This window comes from Streptomyces sp. NBC_01314 (genome assembly GCF_041435215.1).
In the GTDB taxonomy this organism is placed as follows: Bacteria; Actinomycetota; Actinomycetes; order Streptomycetales; family Streptomycetaceae; genus Streptomyces.
The window spans coordinates 1,850,917-1,867,352 of record NZ_CP108394.1 but is presented as its reverse complement, the minus strand read 5'-3'; the positions used below and the strand labels follow the sequence as shown (position 1 = coordinate 1,867,352).

At 71.1% G+C, this 16,436-nt stretch carries 16 protein-coding genes; 6 read left to right on the top strand and 10 right to left on the bottom strand.

What is annotated here, in order from left to right; genetic code table 11:
* Positions 1-65 precede the first annotated feature (65 nt).
* Positions 66-1,568: an SDR family NAD(P)-dependent oxidoreductase gene (locus tag OG622_RS08295; protein ID WP_371574448.1), complete on the top strand. Its 1,503-nt coding sequence runs from the start codon at positions 66-68 to the stop codon at positions 1,566-1,568.
* On the opposite strand, the gene OG622_RS08290 is transcribed toward OG622_RS08295, so the two are convergent.
* On the bottom strand, positions 1,547-2,122 hold the full coding sequence (locus OG622_RS08290) for a hypothetical protein (RefSeq protein ID WP_371574447.1): 576 nt from the start codon (positions 2,120-2,122) through the stop codon (positions 1,547-1,549). The genes OG622_RS08295 and OG622_RS08290 overlap by 22 nt on opposite strands.
* Positions 2,123-2,618: 496 nt before the next feature.
* On the opposite strand from OG622_RS08290, the gene OG622_RS08285 reads away from it, so the two are divergent.
* On the top strand, positions 2,619-2,792 hold the full coding sequence (locus OG622_RS08285) for a hypothetical protein (RefSeq protein ID WP_371574446.1): 174 nt from the start codon (positions 2,619-2,621) through the stop codon (positions 2,790-2,792).
* 202 nt (positions 2,793-2,994) lie between these two features.
* Here OG622_RS08285 and OG622_RS08280 read toward each other — a convergent pair whose 3' ends face one another.
* On the bottom strand, positions 2,995-4,344 hold the full coding sequence (locus OG622_RS08280) for an amidase (protein WP_371574444.1): 1,350 nt from the start codon (positions 4,342-4,344) through the stop codon (positions 2,995-2,997).
* 147 nt (positions 4,345-4,491) lie between these two features.
* Complete coding sequence (locus OG622_RS08275) at positions 4,492-5,916, bottom strand: lipase maturation factor family protein (RefSeq protein ID WP_371574442.1); 1,425 nt, start codon at positions 5,914-5,916, stop codon at positions 4,492-4,494.
* 87 nt (positions 5,917-6,003) lie between these two features.
* On the opposite strand from OG622_RS08275, the gene OG622_RS08270 reads away from it, so the two are divergent.
* Positions 6,004-8,088 (top strand): SpoIIE family protein phosphatase, encoded by a 2,085-nt coding sequence (locus tag OG622_RS08270; RefSeq protein ID WP_371574441.1) that lies wholly within the window; start codon positions 6,004-6,006, stop codon positions 8,086-8,088.
* A gap of 122 nt (positions 8,089-8,210) precedes the next feature.
* Positions 8,211-9,080: an Fpg/Nei family DNA glycosylase gene (locus tag OG622_RS08265; RefSeq protein ID WP_371574439.1), complete on the top strand. Its 870-nt coding sequence runs from the start codon at positions 8,211-8,213 to the stop codon at positions 9,078-9,080.
* 145 nt (positions 9,081-9,225) lie between these two features.
* On the opposite strand, the gene OG622_RS08260 is transcribed toward OG622_RS08265, so the two are convergent.
* The 4 genes from OG622_RS08260 to OG622_RS08245 all read right to left on the bottom strand — a co-directional run bounded on the left by OG622_RS08260 (position 9,226) and on the right by OG622_RS08245 (position 12,255).
* Positions 9,226-9,885, bottom strand: a complete 660-nt coding sequence (locus OG622_RS08260) for a hypothetical protein (RefSeq protein WP_371574437.1) — start codon at positions 9,883-9,885, stop codon at positions 9,226-9,228.
* A gap of 206 nt (positions 9,886-10,091) precedes the next feature.
* Positions 10,092-10,607, bottom strand: a complete 516-nt coding sequence (locus OG622_RS08255; protein ID WP_371574435.1) for a hypothetical protein — start codon at positions 10,605-10,607, stop codon at positions 10,092-10,094.
* 155 nt (positions 10,608-10,762) lie between these two features.
* Entirely contained in the window at positions 10,763-11,308 is a 546-nt protein-coding gene (locus tag OG622_RS08250; protein ID WP_371574433.1) for a sigma-70 family RNA polymerase sigma factor, read from the bottom strand.
* A 485-nt stretch (positions 11,309-11,793) separates the two neighbouring features.
* Positions 11,794-12,255 (bottom strand): universal stress protein, encoded by a 462-nt coding sequence (locus OG622_RS08245; RefSeq protein WP_371574431.1) that lies wholly within the window; start codon positions 12,253-12,255, stop codon positions 11,794-11,796.
* A 153-nt stretch (positions 12,256-12,408) separates the two neighbouring features.
* On the opposite strand from OG622_RS08245, the gene OG622_RS08240 reads away from it, so the two are divergent.
* Positions 12,409-13,266 (top strand): polysaccharide deacetylase family protein, encoded by an 858-nt coding sequence (locus tag OG622_RS08240; RefSeq protein ID WP_371574430.1) that lies wholly within the window; start codon positions 12,409-12,411, stop codon positions 13,264-13,266.
* A gap of 39 nt (positions 13,267-13,305) precedes the next feature.
* Here OG622_RS08240 and OG622_RS08235 read toward each other — a convergent pair whose 3' ends face one another.
* Positions 13,306-13,977, bottom strand: coding sequence for a class F sortase (locus OG622_RS08235; RefSeq protein WP_371574428.1), 672 nt, complete (start codon positions 13,975-13,977; stop codon positions 13,306-13,308).
* Between the two features lie 333 nt (positions 13,978-14,310).
* Here OG622_RS08235 and OG622_RS08230 point away from each other — a divergent pair, with 333 nt between their 5' ends.
* Positions 14,311-14,802, top strand: coding sequence for a hypothetical protein (locus OG622_RS08230; RefSeq protein ID WP_371574427.1), 492 nt, complete (start codon positions 14,311-14,313; stop codon positions 14,800-14,802).
* A 119-nt stretch (positions 14,803-14,921) separates the two neighbouring features.
* On the opposite strand, the gene OG622_RS08225 is transcribed toward OG622_RS08230, so the two are convergent.
* Positions 14,922-15,440, bottom strand: a complete 519-nt coding sequence (locus tag OG622_RS08225; protein WP_371574425.1) for a hypothetical protein — start codon at positions 15,438-15,440, stop codon at positions 14,922-14,924.
* A 225-nt stretch (positions 15,441-15,665) separates the two neighbouring features.
* Complete coding sequence (locus OG622_RS08220; protein ID WP_371574423.1) at positions 15,666-16,430, bottom strand: hypothetical protein; 765 nt, start codon at positions 16,428-16,430, stop codon at positions 15,666-15,668.
* Between the last annotated feature and the right edge of the window lie 6 nt (positions 16,431-16,436).

The following is a 16,436-nucleotide window of genomic DNA, read 5'->3' as shown; positions in this document are numbered from 1 at the left end:
ACAATTCCGCGTTCGGTGGCGGACGCGGTCGGCGAGCCGCGGGTGATCAGGGAAGCGGCAGCGCGATGACGGTGACAGAGGACGGCCCGGCGACCACGGACGAGGTCGTGCACGGCCCGGGCATCGACCCGGACCGGCTCGCCGTGTGCCTCAGCGTGCTCGACGAGCTGGACAAGCTGGACGTCGACCACCCCGACGCGATCGCGGTGCGCAGGGCGACGGCAGGTGTCTACCGCACGGTGAAGCAGCGCCGCCGCCAGGACCGCCGGGCCGCCAAGACCGCGCACGACAAGGCGGTCACGGAGTCCACGGCCACCGGTTCCGCCCAGCGGATCGACGACGAGACCGAGGGCATCCTGCCGTCGTCCGTGACCGCGGAGGGGAAGATCGCGGGGATACTCCAGCGCCCCCGTTCCTGCTACACCTGCAAGACGCGGTACGTCGAGGTCGACTACTTCTACCACCAGCTCTGCGCCGACTGCGCCCGCCTGAACCGCGGCAAGCGCGACGCCCGCGCCGACCTCACCGGCAAGCGCGCCCTCCTCACCGGCGGACGCGCCAAGATCGGCATGTACATCGCCCTGCGGCTGCTGCGCGACGGCGCGCACACCACGATCACCACGCGTTTCCCGAAGGACGCCATCCGCCGCTTCAAGGCCATGGACGACTCGGCGGACTGGATGCACCGCCTGGAGGTCGTCGGCACCGACCTGCGCGACCCGGCCCAGGTCGTCGCCCTCGCCGACCAGGTCGCCCAGTCGGGCCCCCTCGACATCCTCATCAACAACGCGACCCAGACCGTACGCCGCCTGCCCTCCGCCTACGCCGCCCTGGTCGAGGGGGAGAGCACCCCGCTGCCCGCCGGCGAGCTGCCCGCGTACCACGTCATCGGCGCCTTCAACTCCGGTGCGGTGGACGGCTCGACCGGGCTGACCGCACTGCCCGTGGGCGTCAGCGGCCTCGACGCACAGCAGGTCGCCGATCTCGCCCTGGTCGCGGGCAACGCCAGCGTCGCCCGACACCTCGACGGCACCGCCATCGACGCGGGCGGCCTCGTCCCCGACGTGGTCGACAGCAACACCTGGGTGCAGACCATCGAACAGATCTCCCCGGTGGAGCTCCTCGAGACCCAGCTGTGCAACTACACGGCGCCCTTCATCCTGATCAGCAAGCTCCGCCCGGCCATGGCCGAGGCCGCCAGGAAGGCGACCAGCGGGCGCGCGTACGTCGTGAACGTCTCGGCGATGGAAGGCGTCTTCGGCCGCGGCTACAAGGGCGCGGGCCACCCGAACACGAACGCAGCCAAGGCCGCGATGAACATGGTCACCCGGACCAGCGCCCAGGAGATGTTCCAGGCCGACGGCATCCTCATGACCTCGGTCGACACCGGCTGGATCACCGACGAGCGCCCCCACTTCGACAAGCTGCGCCTCGCCGACGAGGGCTTCCACGCCCCGCTCGACCTCGTCGACGGCGCGGCCCGCGTGTACGACCCCGTCGTGCTCGGCGAGCAGGGTGAGGACCTGTACGGCGTCTTCCTGAAGGACTACGCGCCCGGCAAGTGGTGAGACGACGCCCCGGCCCGGCCGGGCCGGGGCGCCCCCTCGGTCCGGTGCGCCCGGTCCGCCACCAGTTCCAGCACGGTGCGCCAGTCCTCCAGGACCCCGGCGTTCACCCCGGCCGACCGGCCCGCCTCATCCGCCTGGCGTAGCGTCAGCACGTCCTCGACGAGACCGGCGTCCACCCAGCCGCCCGCATGCAGTCGTACGAGGTGGTCGGGGCCGAGGGCGTGCAGGCGTACGAGATGTGCGACCCGGTCGCCGAGCAGCGGCCGGACCGCGTCGGCGGCCAGGTCCCCGTCGTCGGCCGGGTCCGCGTGGCTCGTGTCGTCACCCGGTCGGAGCAACTGCCCGAGGGTATGGACCAGGCCGGCCACCTGGAGCTCCTTGTCGGCGGGCCGTCCCCGGCGCAGCAGCGCGGCGGTCCGCAGCGCGTGTTCGTGCGGATCGGAGCAGGTCCCCGGAGCGCGGGCCGGACCGTCCCGGCGGCGGTCCGGCACCCTGTCGCCGCCCCGGCGGGCATGCAGCAGATCCATCAGCTCATCGACGCTGCGCGGTTCCATCCGCCGGTCCTCCCGAGTCCGCCCGCGAGAAATGCCGTTGCGACACATGAGCAGATCATGGTCGGCTTGCGATCCGGCCAACGGGACCTGAACTACGCGCCGAGGCCAGCGATCCGATGGGTCGTCGGGCTGGTGCGGGGTTCGAGTACTGAGCCGAACGGGTGATGAGAAAAGCTACCGAATGGGTCAAATTGCCCTAGTGTAAGGCCTGCTGGGCGCTGAACGACTCAAGACAGTTACCTCGTGTTTTCAGCCCCATAGAGCGGCCGCCCGCTCATCTGGTTACTCTGTACCGGACGGACAGCCTGAAATGGGTCCCACCCGCACCCACGGTCCGTCCCGGGACAAGCCGGTCACCACGGCCTGCTCTCACATCCAGGTAATCCGGCGCCACCGCGTCCGAACTGACATCGACTCAGACCCGAGCGGACGTCAGGCGCACAGCGGCAGGCTGGGCCGACGTCCCGAGGGTGACCCGACACATAAGGAGTGCGCGGTGACACCAGAGAACGCGAATGGCGATCAACGCCCCAAGGAACGCACCGAGGGCGGCGGCCGGTCGAAGAAGGAACTCGGCAGCCTGGACGTGTGGGCCAGGTCCGCCCCGATCCGACTGGCGGGCTACGAGGACGACCTCGCCGAGCCCCACATCCTGCCCAGCGTGGACTGACCGGCAGGATCTCGCGATCGCCGTCTGCATGGGCGTGCCGGACTCACGCCCATGCAGACCGGAGAAGCCCGTACATCGCGCACACGGCGCCCTGACACGGCTGTGCGGACAAGACCGTGCGGACAAGACCGTGCGGACACGGCTGTTCGGACAGGGGCTGTCACGGGGCGTTGTTCGCGCGCGGCTGGGCCGTGTCGGGGGACTAGCCGATCGGTGCCGTCCGCCGCCACGGGTTCAGTTCCTCCAACCGGCCCGCGACCTCCAGGAGTTCGAGCTCCGAACCCGGGCGGCCCACCAGCTGCACCGCGCAGGGCGCGCCCGACGGCAGCGTGCCGAACGGCACCGACATCGCCGGCCAGCCCGTGAGGTTCCACGGCGGGGTCAGCGGCGAGTAGTTGGTGTTCACCAGCAGATTGCGCAGCCACCCCCGCTCGTGCCAGTTCGCGGCGGTGGGCCCGCGCCGGGCGAGCGCCGGAGTGAGCAGCACGTCGTGCTCGGCGAAGAACGGCTCCAGGCGTCGGCGCAGCCGCTCCCGGCGGTCGCCCGCGCGAACCCCCTTCACGAAGCGCCGCCCCACGGCCGCGTGCACCCGCGTGCGCCGGGTGAGCAGCTTCGGATCGAGGCCCTCGGCGTCCACCGCGGTGCCCGCCGTCCAGTGCGCCAGCGAGGTCGTGCCCAGCCAGACGGGATACGCCGGGTCGGCCGGCCGGACCCGCAGCCCGGCCCCGGCCAGCAGTTCGGCCGCCCGGCGCGCGGCATCGGCGTACGGGCGGGTGACGGTCACCCCTACCAGGGGGCTGCGCACGGACAGGGCGATGCTCGGGGAGGACGGGGCCGTCCCGGACGGCCGTCCGGTGTCCGTGCCCGCCAGTATCCCGAACATCAGCCGGGCGTCCTCGACGGTCGTGGCGAGCGGGCCGTTCTCGGACATGCCGAACCAGTCGCCGTGCCCGATGTCCGCAGGGATCACACCGAAGCCCGGCTTGAGGCCGAGCAGACCGCAGTTGGCGGCCGGTATGCGCAGCGAGCCCATCCCGTCGTTGCCGAGGGCCAGCGGCACCAGTCCGGCGGCCACCGCGGCAGCGCTGCCGCCCGACGAGCCGCCCGTGGTGCGCGAGGTGTCCCACGGGTTGCGGGCGGTGCCGTGCACGCCGTCCGTGGTGCCGAAGACACACAGCTCGGGCACGTTCGTGAGCCCCACGACCACCGCGCCGGCCGCCCGCAGCCGGGCCACCGTCACATGGTCGTCCTCGGCCGGTGTGTCCGGGGTCGCGGCGGACCCGTTCCGGGTGGACTCGCCCCGCACGGCGAGGTTGTCCTTGATCGCCACCGGCACGCCCGCCAGGGGCAGTTCGGCCAGATCGGCCCGGCCGGCCACCACGTCGGCCTCCGCCAGGGCCGCCTCCGCCCGGACCTTGCGGAACGCCCCGAGCCGCCCGTCCAACGTCTCGATCCGCGCCAGATGCTCGGCCACCACCTCGCGCGGTGTGACCCGCTTCTCCCGCACGGCGGCGGATATCTCGGCGGCGGTCCGGCCGACCCAGCTGGTCACGGGAGCTCCCTGGCGGTGTCGTGCGCGTCGGTGTCGTACGCGGCGGAGAGGCGTACTCGTGAGTAGTGATCGAGTACGGGAGCACTGTGCCTTGCGGCACGGCCCCGCGTCGAGAGTCCGCCGTGAAGAAGTCCGTCCGTGGCCCCGCTACGACTTCCGCGCGGTCGACGGGGCCAGCCGCGTCGGCGGCATGAACTCCCGTACGTACGTCCGCTCCCAGCACGCCCCGGTCTCCCGCAGCTCGCGCCAGGTCGTGTAGCGGTAGCGGAAGAGGCGGGCGCGGACGAACCGGGGCGGCTCGTCGGCGGGGAAGGGGGAGCGGCGGAGCAGGCGGAGGGTGTCGCGGTCGTTCTCCAGGAGCCGTTCCATCAGGGCGCCGAACCAGGAGCCGGCGTACGCGGGGGAGAGCGCGGCGAACCACATCAGCCAGTCGAGCCGCAGATGGTACGGGGCGAACTGGCGCGGCCAGTGCCCCGGATCGCCGGGCTTGCCCTTGAACTCGTACTCCCGCCACCGCGAGTCCTCGCGCGGCGTGTCGTCCGCCGTACCCTCGACCACCACCTCGTACCGCACCCGGCTGACGCTGCCGAACGCCCCGTAGGTGTTGACCAGGTGCAGCGGGTCGAAGGAGCGGTTCATCACCTGGCGGCGGGAGATCATGTTGCGGACCGGGTGGTAGCTGAGCCACAGGATCAGCGCGGCGACGGCGAGCACGACGACCGTGTACCAGAGCGGCGCGTCCGGGGTGTCCGGCGCCGTCGTCCCGAGGTCGACCGCGGACAGGGCCAGCACGATCGTGATCCAGTTCAGCCAGGAGAAGTTGCCCGACAGGACCAGCCACAGCTGGGTCAGGATCATCAGTGAGGCGGCGACCGTCGCGACCGGTTGCGGGGCGAAGAGCAGGAACGGGACCACGAGCTGGGTGACGTGGTTGGCGGCCGCCTCGACCCGGTGGAACGGCTTCGGGAGGTGGTGGAAGAACCAGCTGAACGGACCGGGCATGGGCTGGGTCTCGTGGTGGTGGTAGAGACAGGTCAGGTTCCGCCAGCACGCATCGCCGCGCATCTTGATCAGCCCGGCGCCGAATTCGACCCGGAACAGCACCCAGCGCAGCAGGAACAGTACGAGGACCGGCGGCGCCACCTCGTCGTTGCCCAGGAAGACGGCCAGGAAGCCGACCTCCAGGAGCAGGGACTCCCAGCCGAACGAGTACCAGGTCTGGCCGACGTTCACGATCGACAGGTACATCGCCCAGGGCACGAGCCACAGCACCATGCCCGCCCAGAGAGGCAGCAGGGAGTCCAGCCCCGCGACGAGCGCCGCCGACACCGCACAGCCCGCCCAGGCCCACGTCGCGAAGAATCGGTCCGAGTAGTGGCGGTGGAACACGCTCGGCGCCCGCCGGAACGGCACCCGCTCCACGAAACGGGGCACCGGCAGCATCCCGCGCTCCCCGATCAGCGCGCGGAACTGCAGGGCCGCTCCCAGAAAAGCGACCACGTAGACGGCGGCCAGAGCCCGCTGGAAGAGCAGCCGGCCGAGCCAGTAGTCGGGTGCGGTGAACCAGTCCACGCTACCGACGATAGTGAGCGGATCGACGCCGGGTCGATACCGGTCCCCCCACTCGAAAAATCGGGCAAATACTGTCAAAGTGTCCCCATGGTTGATCGGGGAGCGAGCGACTCGGACGTCCCGGACGACTGGCTCGCCCACCCGGATTCGGTCCTTGCGCTCAACCTCATGGGTACCTTCGACTGGGACCTCGACGCCGGCGCGTTCCACATGGACGCCACCGCACACGAGATCTTCGACATGCGCCCGGACGAGTACGACGGCAAACCCGAGAGTCTGGCGCCGCGGGTGCCCCCGATGGAGGGCCGCAGACTCGACACCCTCGTCTCGCAGGCACTCAAGGACGGCAGCGAGAACTACGGCGCCTACTTCCGCATCCGGCTGCGTGACGGCACCCTGCGCTGGACCCACACCCAGGGCTACATCCGCCGCGACGGGACGGGCCGCCCGTACCGCGTCATCGGCATCGTCCGCGACGCCACCCGGGAGCTGCGCGAGATCCGCTCCCGCACCGAGCGGGCCGCGCACGACGAGGCACGCCGCAAGCAGACCAACGTCGTCCAGATCATCACGGCCGCCCTGGCCCACGCCCGGACCGTCCAGGACGTGATCGACGTCCTGGACGACACCGACGGCCTCACCCACCTCGGCGCCGCCAGCCTGGTCATGGGCCTGGTGGAGGCCGGACGGATCAGGATGGTCGCCGCCGGCCCCGAGGACAGCTACGTCCCCGGCACCCGGGTCACCCGCCTCGACGTGAAGTACCCGATGAACGAGGTCGTACGGCATCTCGTACCGCACTTCATCGAGTCGCCCGAGGAGTTCGCCGAGTCGTATCCGCTGCTGTGGCCGCACATCACCGACCTCAAGATCACCTCGGCCGCCTATCTCCCGCTGATCGTGCAGGCCCGCCCGATCGGCGCGATGGGACTGCTCTACAGCGACCGGCGCGGCTTCACGCGGGAGGAGCGCGACGTCCTCGTCGCACTCGGCAGCAGCATCGCCCAGAGCCTGCAGCGGGCGATGTTCTACGAGCAGGAGAAGGACCTCGCCGAGGGCCTCCAGCAGGCCATGCTGCCCCGGTCCATCCCCAGCTTTCCGGGCGCCGACATCGCCGTCCGCTACCGGGCCGCCTCCTTCGGGGGCTCGCTCGGCCGGGACATCGGCGGCGACTGGTACGACCTCATCCCGCTGCCCGGCGGACGTGTCGGCGCGGTCATCGGCGACGTCCAGGGCCATGACACGCACGCGGCGGCCGTCATGGGCCAGCTCCGTATCGTCCTGAAGGCCTACGCCACCGAGGGCCACACCCCGGCCACCGTGATGGCCCGCGCCTCCGCCTTCCTCCACGAACTCGACACCGACCGCTTCGCGACCGCCCTGTACGCGGAGGTCGACCTGGCCACCGGAGTGGTCCAGGTGGTCCGGGCCGGCCACATCGACCCCCTGATCCGGCACACCGACGGCACCTGCCACCGGGTGACCGTGGAAGGAGGGCTGCCGCTCGGGCTGTCCGCCGAGTTCGGCGGCCTGGAGTACCCGGTGACCGCCGTCGAGCTGGACCCCGGCCAGACGCTGCTGCTGTGCACCGACGGCCTCATCGAGGAGCCGGGCGCCGACCTCGACGACGGCATGCGGACCCTGAGGGCGCTGATCGCCACCGGGCCGGACGATGTCGACGATCTCGCCGACCGGCTCATCGACGTGGCGGAGGAACGGGGCGGCGACGACGACGTGGCCCTGCTCCTGCTGCGGCGCCGCAGCAGGAGCGCCGAGCAGCCCGGTGGGCGGCTCCAGCAGCACGTCGGGCCCGGCGACCCGGAGGCGCTCACCGAGGCCCGGCACATGATCGGCGCGGCCGTCCGCACCTGGGGTGCGCGGGACCGGTCCGACGAGATCGAGCTCGTCGCCGACGAGCTGATCACCAACGCGCTCATGCACACGGAGGGCTCCGCGATCGTCACGCTGCGGGCGCTGGCCGGATCCGACCGGCGGCTGCGGGTCGAGGTGGAGGACTCCTCCAGCGCGTTGCCGCGGCGGCGGGAAGCGGGGGAGGCGGGAGTGTCGGGGCGGGGGTTGCTGCTCGTCGACCGGCTGACGGATGTGTGGGGGGTGGAGGCGCGGGGTGGGGGGAAGTGCGTGTGGTGCGAGTTCGTGCTGCCGGGCGCGTGAACCGTTTGTGCGGCCAGGAGTTCGGGAGGTGCGTTCGTGGGCGGCCGCGGGGGGCGTACCTGGTTCCTCGCGTGACCTCGCGCACCCGCGCCCTCCTCCTCACCTCATGGCACCCTTGACGTATGCCTGAATTGCCCGAAGTCGAAGCGCTCCGGGACTTCCTGGTCGGGAGCCTCGTCGGACATGAAGTCGTTCGTGTGCTGCCTGTGGCGATCAGTGTGCTGAAGACGTACGACCCGCCGGTCACCGCGTTCGAGGGGCGGGAGATCACGGGCGTACGGCGGTTCGGGAAGTTTCTCGACATCGAGGCCGACGGTGGTGAGCTGCACCTCGTGACCCATCTGGCCCGTGCCGGGTGGCTGCACTGGAAGGACCGGCTGCCGGAGGGTCCGCCGCGGCCCGGCGGCAAGAGCCCGCTGGCGCTGCGGGTCGCACTGGAGACCGGCGAGGGCTTCGACCTCACCGAGGCGGGGATGCAGAAGCGGCTGGCGGTGTACGTCGTACGGGACCCGGCGGAGGTCCCCGGCGTCGCCCGGCTCGGTCCGGACCCCCTCGCCGACGAGTTCGACGTGACCCGGTTCGCCGGGCTGCTGGCGGGTGAACGGCGGCAGATCAAGGGTGCGCTGCGGGACCAGAGCCTGATCGCGGGGATCGGGAACGCGTACAGCGACGAGATCCTGCACGCCGCGAGGATGTCGCCCTTCAAGCTGGCCGCGTCGCTGAAGCCGGAGGAGACCCGGCATCTCTACGGGGCGCTGCGCACCACGCTCACCGAGGCCGTGGAGCGCTCCCGGGGGCTGGCGGCCGGGCGGCTGAAGGCGGAGAAGAAGAGCGGGCTCCGTGTGCACGGCCGGACCGGAGAACTCTGCCCGGTGTGCGGTGACACCGTCCGAGAGGTCTCCTTCAGCGATTCCTCGCTGCAGTACTGCCCGACCTGCCAGACGGGCGGCAAACCCCTCGCCGACCGACGCCTGTCACGGTTGCTGAAGTAGCGCCGCCGTGAGGTCGCGGGGCCCTCCAAGTGGCCCGGAACCGAGTCCCGCCATGATCCGCAACCATTGAAGGTACGGACCAATCAGGAGGCGGAATCGGTGGCGGAATGGTGGCGGATCCGGCGAACCGATCCGGCGGACCGATTCAGCGCCAGGCCGGGGCCTTGAGGGTCGCCAGAAGCTCGCCCTCCTGGCTGCGCACCTCGAAGTGGCTGATGTCCTCGCGCTGCATCGCGGTGCCGCCCATCATCTCGGAGGCCTTGTCGGCGCCCTCGGGAGACTTCCAGTTGGCGGCCGTCTCCTCGGAGCCGTCCTTGCCGATCACGACGAGCCGACAGGCGTGGGCGCCGTCCGCTTCCTTGACCCTCAGCTCGATGTCGCTGCCCCAGATCCGGTCCTGAACCTTGACCTCGGCCCACACGCCCGTCTTGGCGTCGGTGGCCGCGACGGTGTTCGATGCCTCGCCCGGACCTGCGAGAACGGCCACGGCAGGGCCGCCCACGGCGATGACCACGGAGGCCGCCAGCGCGAACAGCCAGCGCCTGCGCTTCGCCCGGTGGCGGGCGGTCACCTCGTCGAGCAGCCGTCCGAGCATCCGGGGGCCGGGGGCCGCGAAGGGGTGCACGGCGCGCGGTGTCGCGTTGCGGTACAGCATCAGCTGCCGGGCAGCCGGACGGAACTCGGTGACCTGTACCGCGCACTCAGGGCAGCCGCGGACATGGTCCTCGAAGTGGAACGAATCCACCTCGTCCAGCACGCCCAGCGCGTACGCGCCGACGTCGTGATGACGATCTTGGGACCACATGGCAATTCCTCGGGCCGGTGTGCGGTGGGGGTTGCTTCCTGCCCCCACCGGTACGGACCAGACCGGCGAATCACTCAAGCCCCACGACCAATGCCAACCAAAAGATTCGGAGCCCTCCGCCGCGCGGATTGGTCCAGGACCGAAAATCTTGGTTCACCGAGGCCGCGACAGCCGGACGGCCGTCACCTGAACACGGGGTGTCGGCGCTAGAAGAGATGGATCGCCAAGTGCCCCAGCGGCAGACCGAGCCGCCAGGCCGGCGTCCAGACCTTTGGGCCGTCGTCCTCGCCGAGGACCGCGCCGCCACCCGGCACCGCGTCCAGGTCGGGTGCGAGCAGCTCCGTGTCCTCCAGCCAGCGCCATGCCGCGGTGGCCAGCTCCAGGTCCGGTGACGGGCCGCCCGTCTCCAGCGCCTCGGTGGTGAAGTACGCCATGCGCTCGCACACCCAGTCCTGCCACGGCTGGTCGTACGCCGTCAGCGACAGCCAGGTCTCCAGCTGGGTCACGACCCGGATGCCGGAGAGCTCACCGCCCGCGTCCGCGAGGAAGATGGTCAGCGCCAGGGCGTCCCGCCCCGCGCGGAACTCGAAGGACGTCGGCGGCATCAGGTCGCCCGTCCGCAGCAGCTCCTCCGCGATGTACTCGGCATAGAACCACGCCATCGGGACGGACAGTTCGCCGCCGCCGGCGCCGTCCGTGCTCTCTTGACCTCTGTGCAGCATCCCTTCCTGCCTTCCTCCGGTGCGTGCGCGTCGCCCGACCCCGGGCCTGGAGACCAGGCTCCGGCCCCCATCCGGAACACGGATAGAAGACAGCTGATTGCTCAACCGGGGTCCTCAGCAAGGCGCTTTACGGAGGTTTGACTCGGCCATGGGTTTCACCGCAGGTCGGCCGCGTATCCGGGAAGCACCCGGCGCAGGGCGCGCAGCGCGTAGTACGCGCGGGACTTCACCGTACCGGGCGGGATCCCGAGGGCCTCCGCGGCTTCCGCCACACTCGCCCCCTGGAAGTACACCTGCACCAGTACTTCGCGGTGCTCGGGAGTGAGTGTCTTCACAGCTTCCCGCACATCGAGGCTCGCCACCGACCTTTCGGCGTGATCGGCCATCACACGGGCGTTCTCCAGCACCGCGTCCCCCACCTCGGCGGGGCGCGCCTGCCGGGCCCGCCGCGCGTCTATGGCGAGCCGCCGCCCGACGGTGAGCAGCCAGGGGCGTACGGAGTCGAAGTCGTCGGCGCGCAGCGCCTCGGGGTGTTGCCAGGCGCGCACGAAGGTCTCCTGCACCAGGTCCTCGGCGCGATGGCGGTCCCCGTCGGAGAGCCGCAGCAGCAGGGCGAAGAGGGGGCGGCCGTGTTCGCGCTGGAGCTCGGCCAGCTCGTGTTCGGCGGTCGTCCCTCTGGTGATCGTGGTTCCGGCCGTCATGGCCGTATGGGAACGCGGGGCGCTGCGCGTGGACAGGGGCCGGTCACGGGTGTGCGGCGGGCGGTCGAACCTGTCGGCGAACGGTGCGACGAACGGTCTGCCGCCGTGCGGGCCCACAGTGCGCCGGTGCGCCGGTGTGCCTACTTGACTGGTATGTACCTCTGTATGGTGATTCATGCCGACTAGTACTGAAGTTCGACCAGGTTACCCGGATGCGGGTGGCGTTCGGATACGACTTCGGGCCGATGCTCGCGGGTGTGCAACCCGTGGTGTCCGAGGCCGATCTGGCGATCTGTCATGGAGACGGTTGACGGAGCCGGACGGCGGCTGCGGGCGACCACGGCGGCTACCCGGTGTTCACGTCACCGCCGCACGCGACCGCATCCGGGACGTCGTCCTCCGCCGGGGCGCGGCGCAGGACGGGCCGGTCGTGGGACGGTAGCCGCCGTGCGCGCTCCCCAGGGCCGCCCTCGACCCCGCGGGAGCTACGGCACCACCGTCACCGGCCAGCGGCCCGCCTTCACCAGGCGCAGGGCCACCGAGCCGACGATGCGGTGGCCGGCCTGCTGGGAGGCGCCCACCACGACCGCGTCCGCCTTGAGCTTCTCCGCCGCCGTCACCAGGCCGTTGTACGGGTCGCCGCGGAAGGTGTGGAACTCCCAGCGCACCTCGAAGACGCCCTTGACCTGCTCGGCGGCCTCCCGGATCTCCGCGACCAGCTGCTCGGCGATCTCGTCGGTCGTCCCCGCCACGGGCACGCCGAGCGCCGCACCGGCCGCCAGCAGGGGCTGCACGTACACGATCGCGAGCAGCGCGTGCTGGCGGCGGGCCAGGCCGACGGCGTACGACACCGCCCGCAGGGAGGTGTCGGAGCCGTCCAGCCCGACGAGGACGACCTTGGGCCCGTCGGTGCCCCGTTCGAACCGGTGTGCTTGCTGATCGGTCACGTTCGCGAGGCTATCCGAGCACCCGGGCTCCGGCGTGCGCCGGGCGTCCGTCGTGGGCGCCCGGCGCGGACCACTACTCCCTTCAGGTGTTTCCATGCCGCCGCACCGGTGTCGTGGTGGTGCGCCGTCCCCGCCTTGGTCGACTCATGAGTCATGACGAAGGATCAGATGTTCACGCGTCGCCACCTGTTGACGGGCGTCGCCGCCCTCCTGGGCGCGGCCGGCACGGCGGGCACAGCCGCTCTGCTCGTCGGCGACGGAGCCTCCGGTCCGGCACCGACCGGCTCTCCCGGCCCGGCGGCGGGCCCGGGAGACCGCCCGGCGCTCAAGCCCTCCTCCTACCGTCTCCGCCCTCTCACCGGGTACGGGCCGCCCACCCGGCCCCGCACCCTCGTCCCGCCCGCCGTCCGGCGCGAGCCGTTCATGCGGGTGGACGGGCGAGGCCGCAGCATGGTGCTGACCTTCGACGACGGCCCCGACCCCCGCTACACCCCGGACATCCTGCGCACCCTCCGTGGCCACGACGTCCGGGCGATGTTCTTCGTGTGCGGCGAGATGGCGGTCCAGCACCAGGACCTGCTGCGGGAGATGGCCGACGACGGCCATGTCGTCGGCAACCACACCTGGTCCCATCCGCGGCTCACCACCATCTCCCGGGCCAGGGTCCATTCCGAGATGGCCCGCACCAGCGAGATCATCGAGAAGGCGTACGGCGAACCGCCGCTGTGGTTCCGCGCCCCGTTCGGAGCCTGGAACCGGGCCGTGTTCCGGTTCGGAGCCGAACTCGGCATGGAGCCGCTGGGCTGGACCCTGGACACCCTCGACTGGCGGACGCCCGGCGCGCACACCATCACCGAGCGCGTGGAGGACGGAGCGGGCCCCGGCGTCGTCGTGCTCTCCCACGACGCGGGCGGCGACCGCTCGCAGAGCGTACGGGCGCTGCGCGACTACCTGCCCGGCCTGCTGGACTCCGGCTATCGCATCACCGTGCCCCGGCGGAAATACGTCTGACGGGATTCCCGGGATTACGCCCGCCCGGCCGGGGAACGCTCAGCGAACCTCGACCAGGCGGGCGAACACGACGACGTTTCCGTCGTAACCGTTCTGCTTGGAGAACCCGCCTCCGCAGGTGATGACCCGCAATTCGGGAATTCCGCTGTTCCCGTAGACCCGGTCGCCCGGGAAGTTGTTCTTCGCGAAGACCTCGATGCCGTAGATCTCGAACACGGCGGTCTTTCTGTCCGCGCGCAGGATCTCGACCTTGCCGCCCTTCTTCAGCGCTCCGAGCCCGTAGAACACGGCGGGGCCCTGATTGTTGTCGACGTGGCCGACGACGACGGCCGTGCCCTTCTCGCCGGGGGAGACCGCGCCGGTGAACCAGCCCGCGAGGTTCGGATCCCGGGCCGGCGGCGCGTCCACCCAACCCTGTGTGTCCAGCCCGACGGGCATGGCCGGCGCGTCGACCCGGATCGAGGGGATCCGCACCCGGTCGACCATGGCGTACGGCAGCGGGTCGGGGACGTTGCCGAAGGTGCCGTGCGGCGTGCTGCGGCTGTCGGCGGCCGCCGCGGACGCGGGCTGCGGCGGGCCCACGTCGAACTCTCCCGAGCCGTTCCGGATCAGAGCGAGACCGGTCAGCAGAACAAGCGCTATCACGCCCCACGGAGCGCGCTTCTTCCGCCGCTCCTCCCATTCGGCCTCGGCCGGTCCGGACGAAGACATTCGCCATCCCCTCTCGACCCGGCCGTCGCCGTGTCCGTCGCGCATACGGAAAAGCTAAGCGTGCCGCACGGCGAATGCGACGGGGCAGGGTGCGAACGGGTGGCGGTGAGGGGGAGTCCTGCGCCATCCGAGTCGCCGCCCGGAGGAATTTTCTGACGGTCCGTGACCTGCGGCGATATCCGATCATGCGGAGATATCCCGGCGTGTCCCCTCACCAGGACGGACCATCGCCGAAATGCGGCCTCGCGCAGGGCATCTGAGGGTCTTTCTGGGAGGCGTTTTCTCGCCGATCGACCGGGGACGGGACCCGGGGCGTCTTCCGCGGAGGATCACATGCGTACTACTCGTGTCCTGGCGGCCTCGGCCGCCGCGGTCGCTCTGGTCGGCGTCGCCGCGCCGACGGCCGGCGCCTGGGACCAGCCGAGCTCGGTCACGGCCGCCCCCAATGCCATCGCCCCCGGCGGGCAGCTCGTTCTCAGCGTCAGCGGCGGTGACGCGTGCGCGATCGCCGGCAGCACCATCAGCTCGAACGCCTTCCCCACCACCAACCTCACCTCCATGGGCGGCACGACCGCCACCGCCACGGTGCGGGTCAACGCCGCCGCCAGCCCCGGCTCGTACAGCGTCACCACCAAGTGTGAGGGCAAGCGCAAGACGTTCACCGGCGTCTTCACCGTCATCGGCGGTGTCCGCGGCGGTCTCGGCGGCGGCAGCTCCACCGGGGTGACGTCGACCGACATCGCGATCGGCGGCGGACTGGTGACGGCCGCGGTCGTCGGCGGTGGTGTGTTCTGGATGCGCCGCCGCGCGGAGAACAAGATCTGAGTCCGGGAACATTTTGGTACGCCGCCCAGCCCTTCTTGGTACGCCGCACAGCCCTTTGCCCCGGAACCCGTGAGGGTCCGGGGCGAAGGGCTGTGCGGCGGTGCGGCCAGAAACGGCGGTCAGGTGTGGCTGGAGTCCTCGGTGCGGCGGCGCGACCAGCGCCAGGCCGCGACCAGCGAACCCGCGACGAGCGCGGCGCCGAGGCCGATCTCGTGGAGGTCGAAGCCCGCGAGGGTGCCGCCGGCCCCGGCGTGGGAGCCCCGGGTGGGGAGGTGGGTGGGGTGATGCGTGGGGTGGGAGGAAGCGATGGTGAGATCGGTTTGCCCGCTCTCGTTGCCGCACTGGAACGACACCTCGTACACCGTGCCGGGTCTGGCGTCCCAGTCGACGGTCGCCGTGGCCGAGGACTGGCCCCGGGGGATGGTGACGGTGTCGAAGACGCCCGAGGAGACGGTCGTCCTGTGATGGCAGCCGTTGACGCGCAGGATCACCTGACCGCCGGCGGCGATGGTCGAGGGCGCGACGCCGAAGCCGAACGACGTGATGTCGCCGGCCCGTGCCGCGTGCGCGGTGGGAGCGGTGAGCGAGAGGGCGGTCACGCCCAGCAGAGCGGCCGAAGCGACGCGTATCGCGCGCATGGTGAGCCTCCGGGTCTCCGAGGAGCCTGCCGCGGACCGATTCCGCCTGCGCATGAAATGCACCTCGACAACCGAAACGCTAAGAAGGCGCGCCCGGTGGCGCGATCGCAGTCGCGCGAATGGGGCAAGCGTGTGCTCCGCACAGGGGAACGGCATACGTACGGCCGGGGAACGGGCGCTGCGTGGCGCTCGTCCCCCGGCCGCGCGACCGGGCTTGAAGGACCGTCACCCGCCCGCGTTCGGGAACAGGGTCAGGAACGGGTCCGCCGTGGCCGAGAGGCCCCGGCTGTAGGGCGCGTCGAAGTCCCAGACGAGGAACAGCAGGAACGCGATGAGGGCGGAGAACAGACCGGCGAGGATCAGCTCGCGCGGTGTACGCCGGATCTGCAGGGCGAACACCATGCCGACCGTCACGACGGCGCCGATGATCAGGCCGAACCACACCACGCCGGGCATCGTCTCGCCGGAGGCGTCCGCGCGGCTGCCGCGCGCGGCGTCGGCCGTGGAGACCTGGTCGAGCAGTGGCTGGTAGGTCTGCGCCTCGAAGTCGCTGCGCGGCTCGTAGTCGGTGACGTCGTGGCGGACGGTCTCGAAGAGTTCGGTGCCGCGCTCGGTCACCTCGCCCTTCTCGGCCATGACCTTCCACTCGGTGGAGACGACGTGATCGACGTAGGCGTCGATGTCGCCGCGGATACGGTCGCGCACGTCCTCGGGGTACACCCGCACCCGCTCACTGATCTCGTGCAGGGCCTGCGCCTCCGTCTGGACCTGGTCCTGGGCGACGCTGCGGGCCTCCCAGACACCGGCGATGGCCAGGCCCAGCACGATGGCGTACACCACGCCGATCATCATGGTGATGTACTCGATGACGTCCGGGGTCTCGGACGGGTCCTCGTCCGCGGGTGCGGCGTGATGCCGTACTACGGCCACGATGAGGACGACCAGACAGGCCGCCCCCATCGCGAGGGTGAGAACAAGCCATTCCGACAAGAGGTT

Excerpts from the sequence above, each read along its gene's own strand:
- OG622_RS08295 (WP_371574448.1), top strand. The coding sequence starts at position 66 with ATGACGGTGACAGAGGACGGCCCGGCGACCACGGACGAGGTCGTGCAC.
- OG622_RS08290 (WP_371574447.1), bottom strand. The coding sequence starts at position 2,122 with ATGGAACCGCGCAGCGTCGATGAGCTGATGGATCTGCTGCATGCCCGC.
- OG622_RS08270 (WP_371574441.1), top strand. The coding sequence starts at position 6,004 with ATGGTTGATCGGGGAGCGAGCGACTCGGACGTCCCGGACGACTGGCTC.
- OG622_RS08265 (WP_371574439.1), top strand. The coding sequence starts at position 8,211 with ATGCCTGAATTGCCCGAAGTCGAAGCGCTCCGGGACTTCCTGGTCGGG.
- OG622_RS08260 (WP_371574437.1), bottom strand. The coding sequence starts at position 9,885 with ATGTGGTCCCAAGATCGTCATCACGACGTCGGCGCGTACGCGCTGGGC.
- OG622_RS08255 (WP_371574435.1), bottom strand. The coding sequence starts at position 10,607 with ATGCTGCACAGAGGTCAAGAGAGCACGGACGGCGCCGGCGGCGGCGAA.
- OG622_RS08250 (WP_371574433.1), bottom strand. The coding sequence starts at position 11,308 with ATGACGGCCGGAACCACGATCACCAGAGGGACGACCGCCGAACACGAG.
- OG622_RS08240 (WP_371574430.1), top strand. The coding sequence starts at position 12,409 with ATGACGAAGGATCAGATGTTCACGCGTCGCCACCTGTTGACGGGCGTC.
- OG622_RS08235 (WP_371574428.1), bottom strand. The coding sequence starts at position 13,977 with ATGTCTTCGTCCGGACCGGCCGAGGCCGAATGGGAGGAGCGGCGGAAG.
- OG622_RS08230 (WP_371574427.1), top strand. The coding sequence starts at position 14,311 with ATGCGTACTACTCGTGTCCTGGCGGCCTCGGCCGCCGCGGTCGCTCTG.
- OG622_RS08225 (WP_371574425.1), bottom strand. The coding sequence starts at position 15,440 with ATGCGCGCGATACGCGTCGCTTCGGCCGCTCTGCTGGGCGTGACCGCC.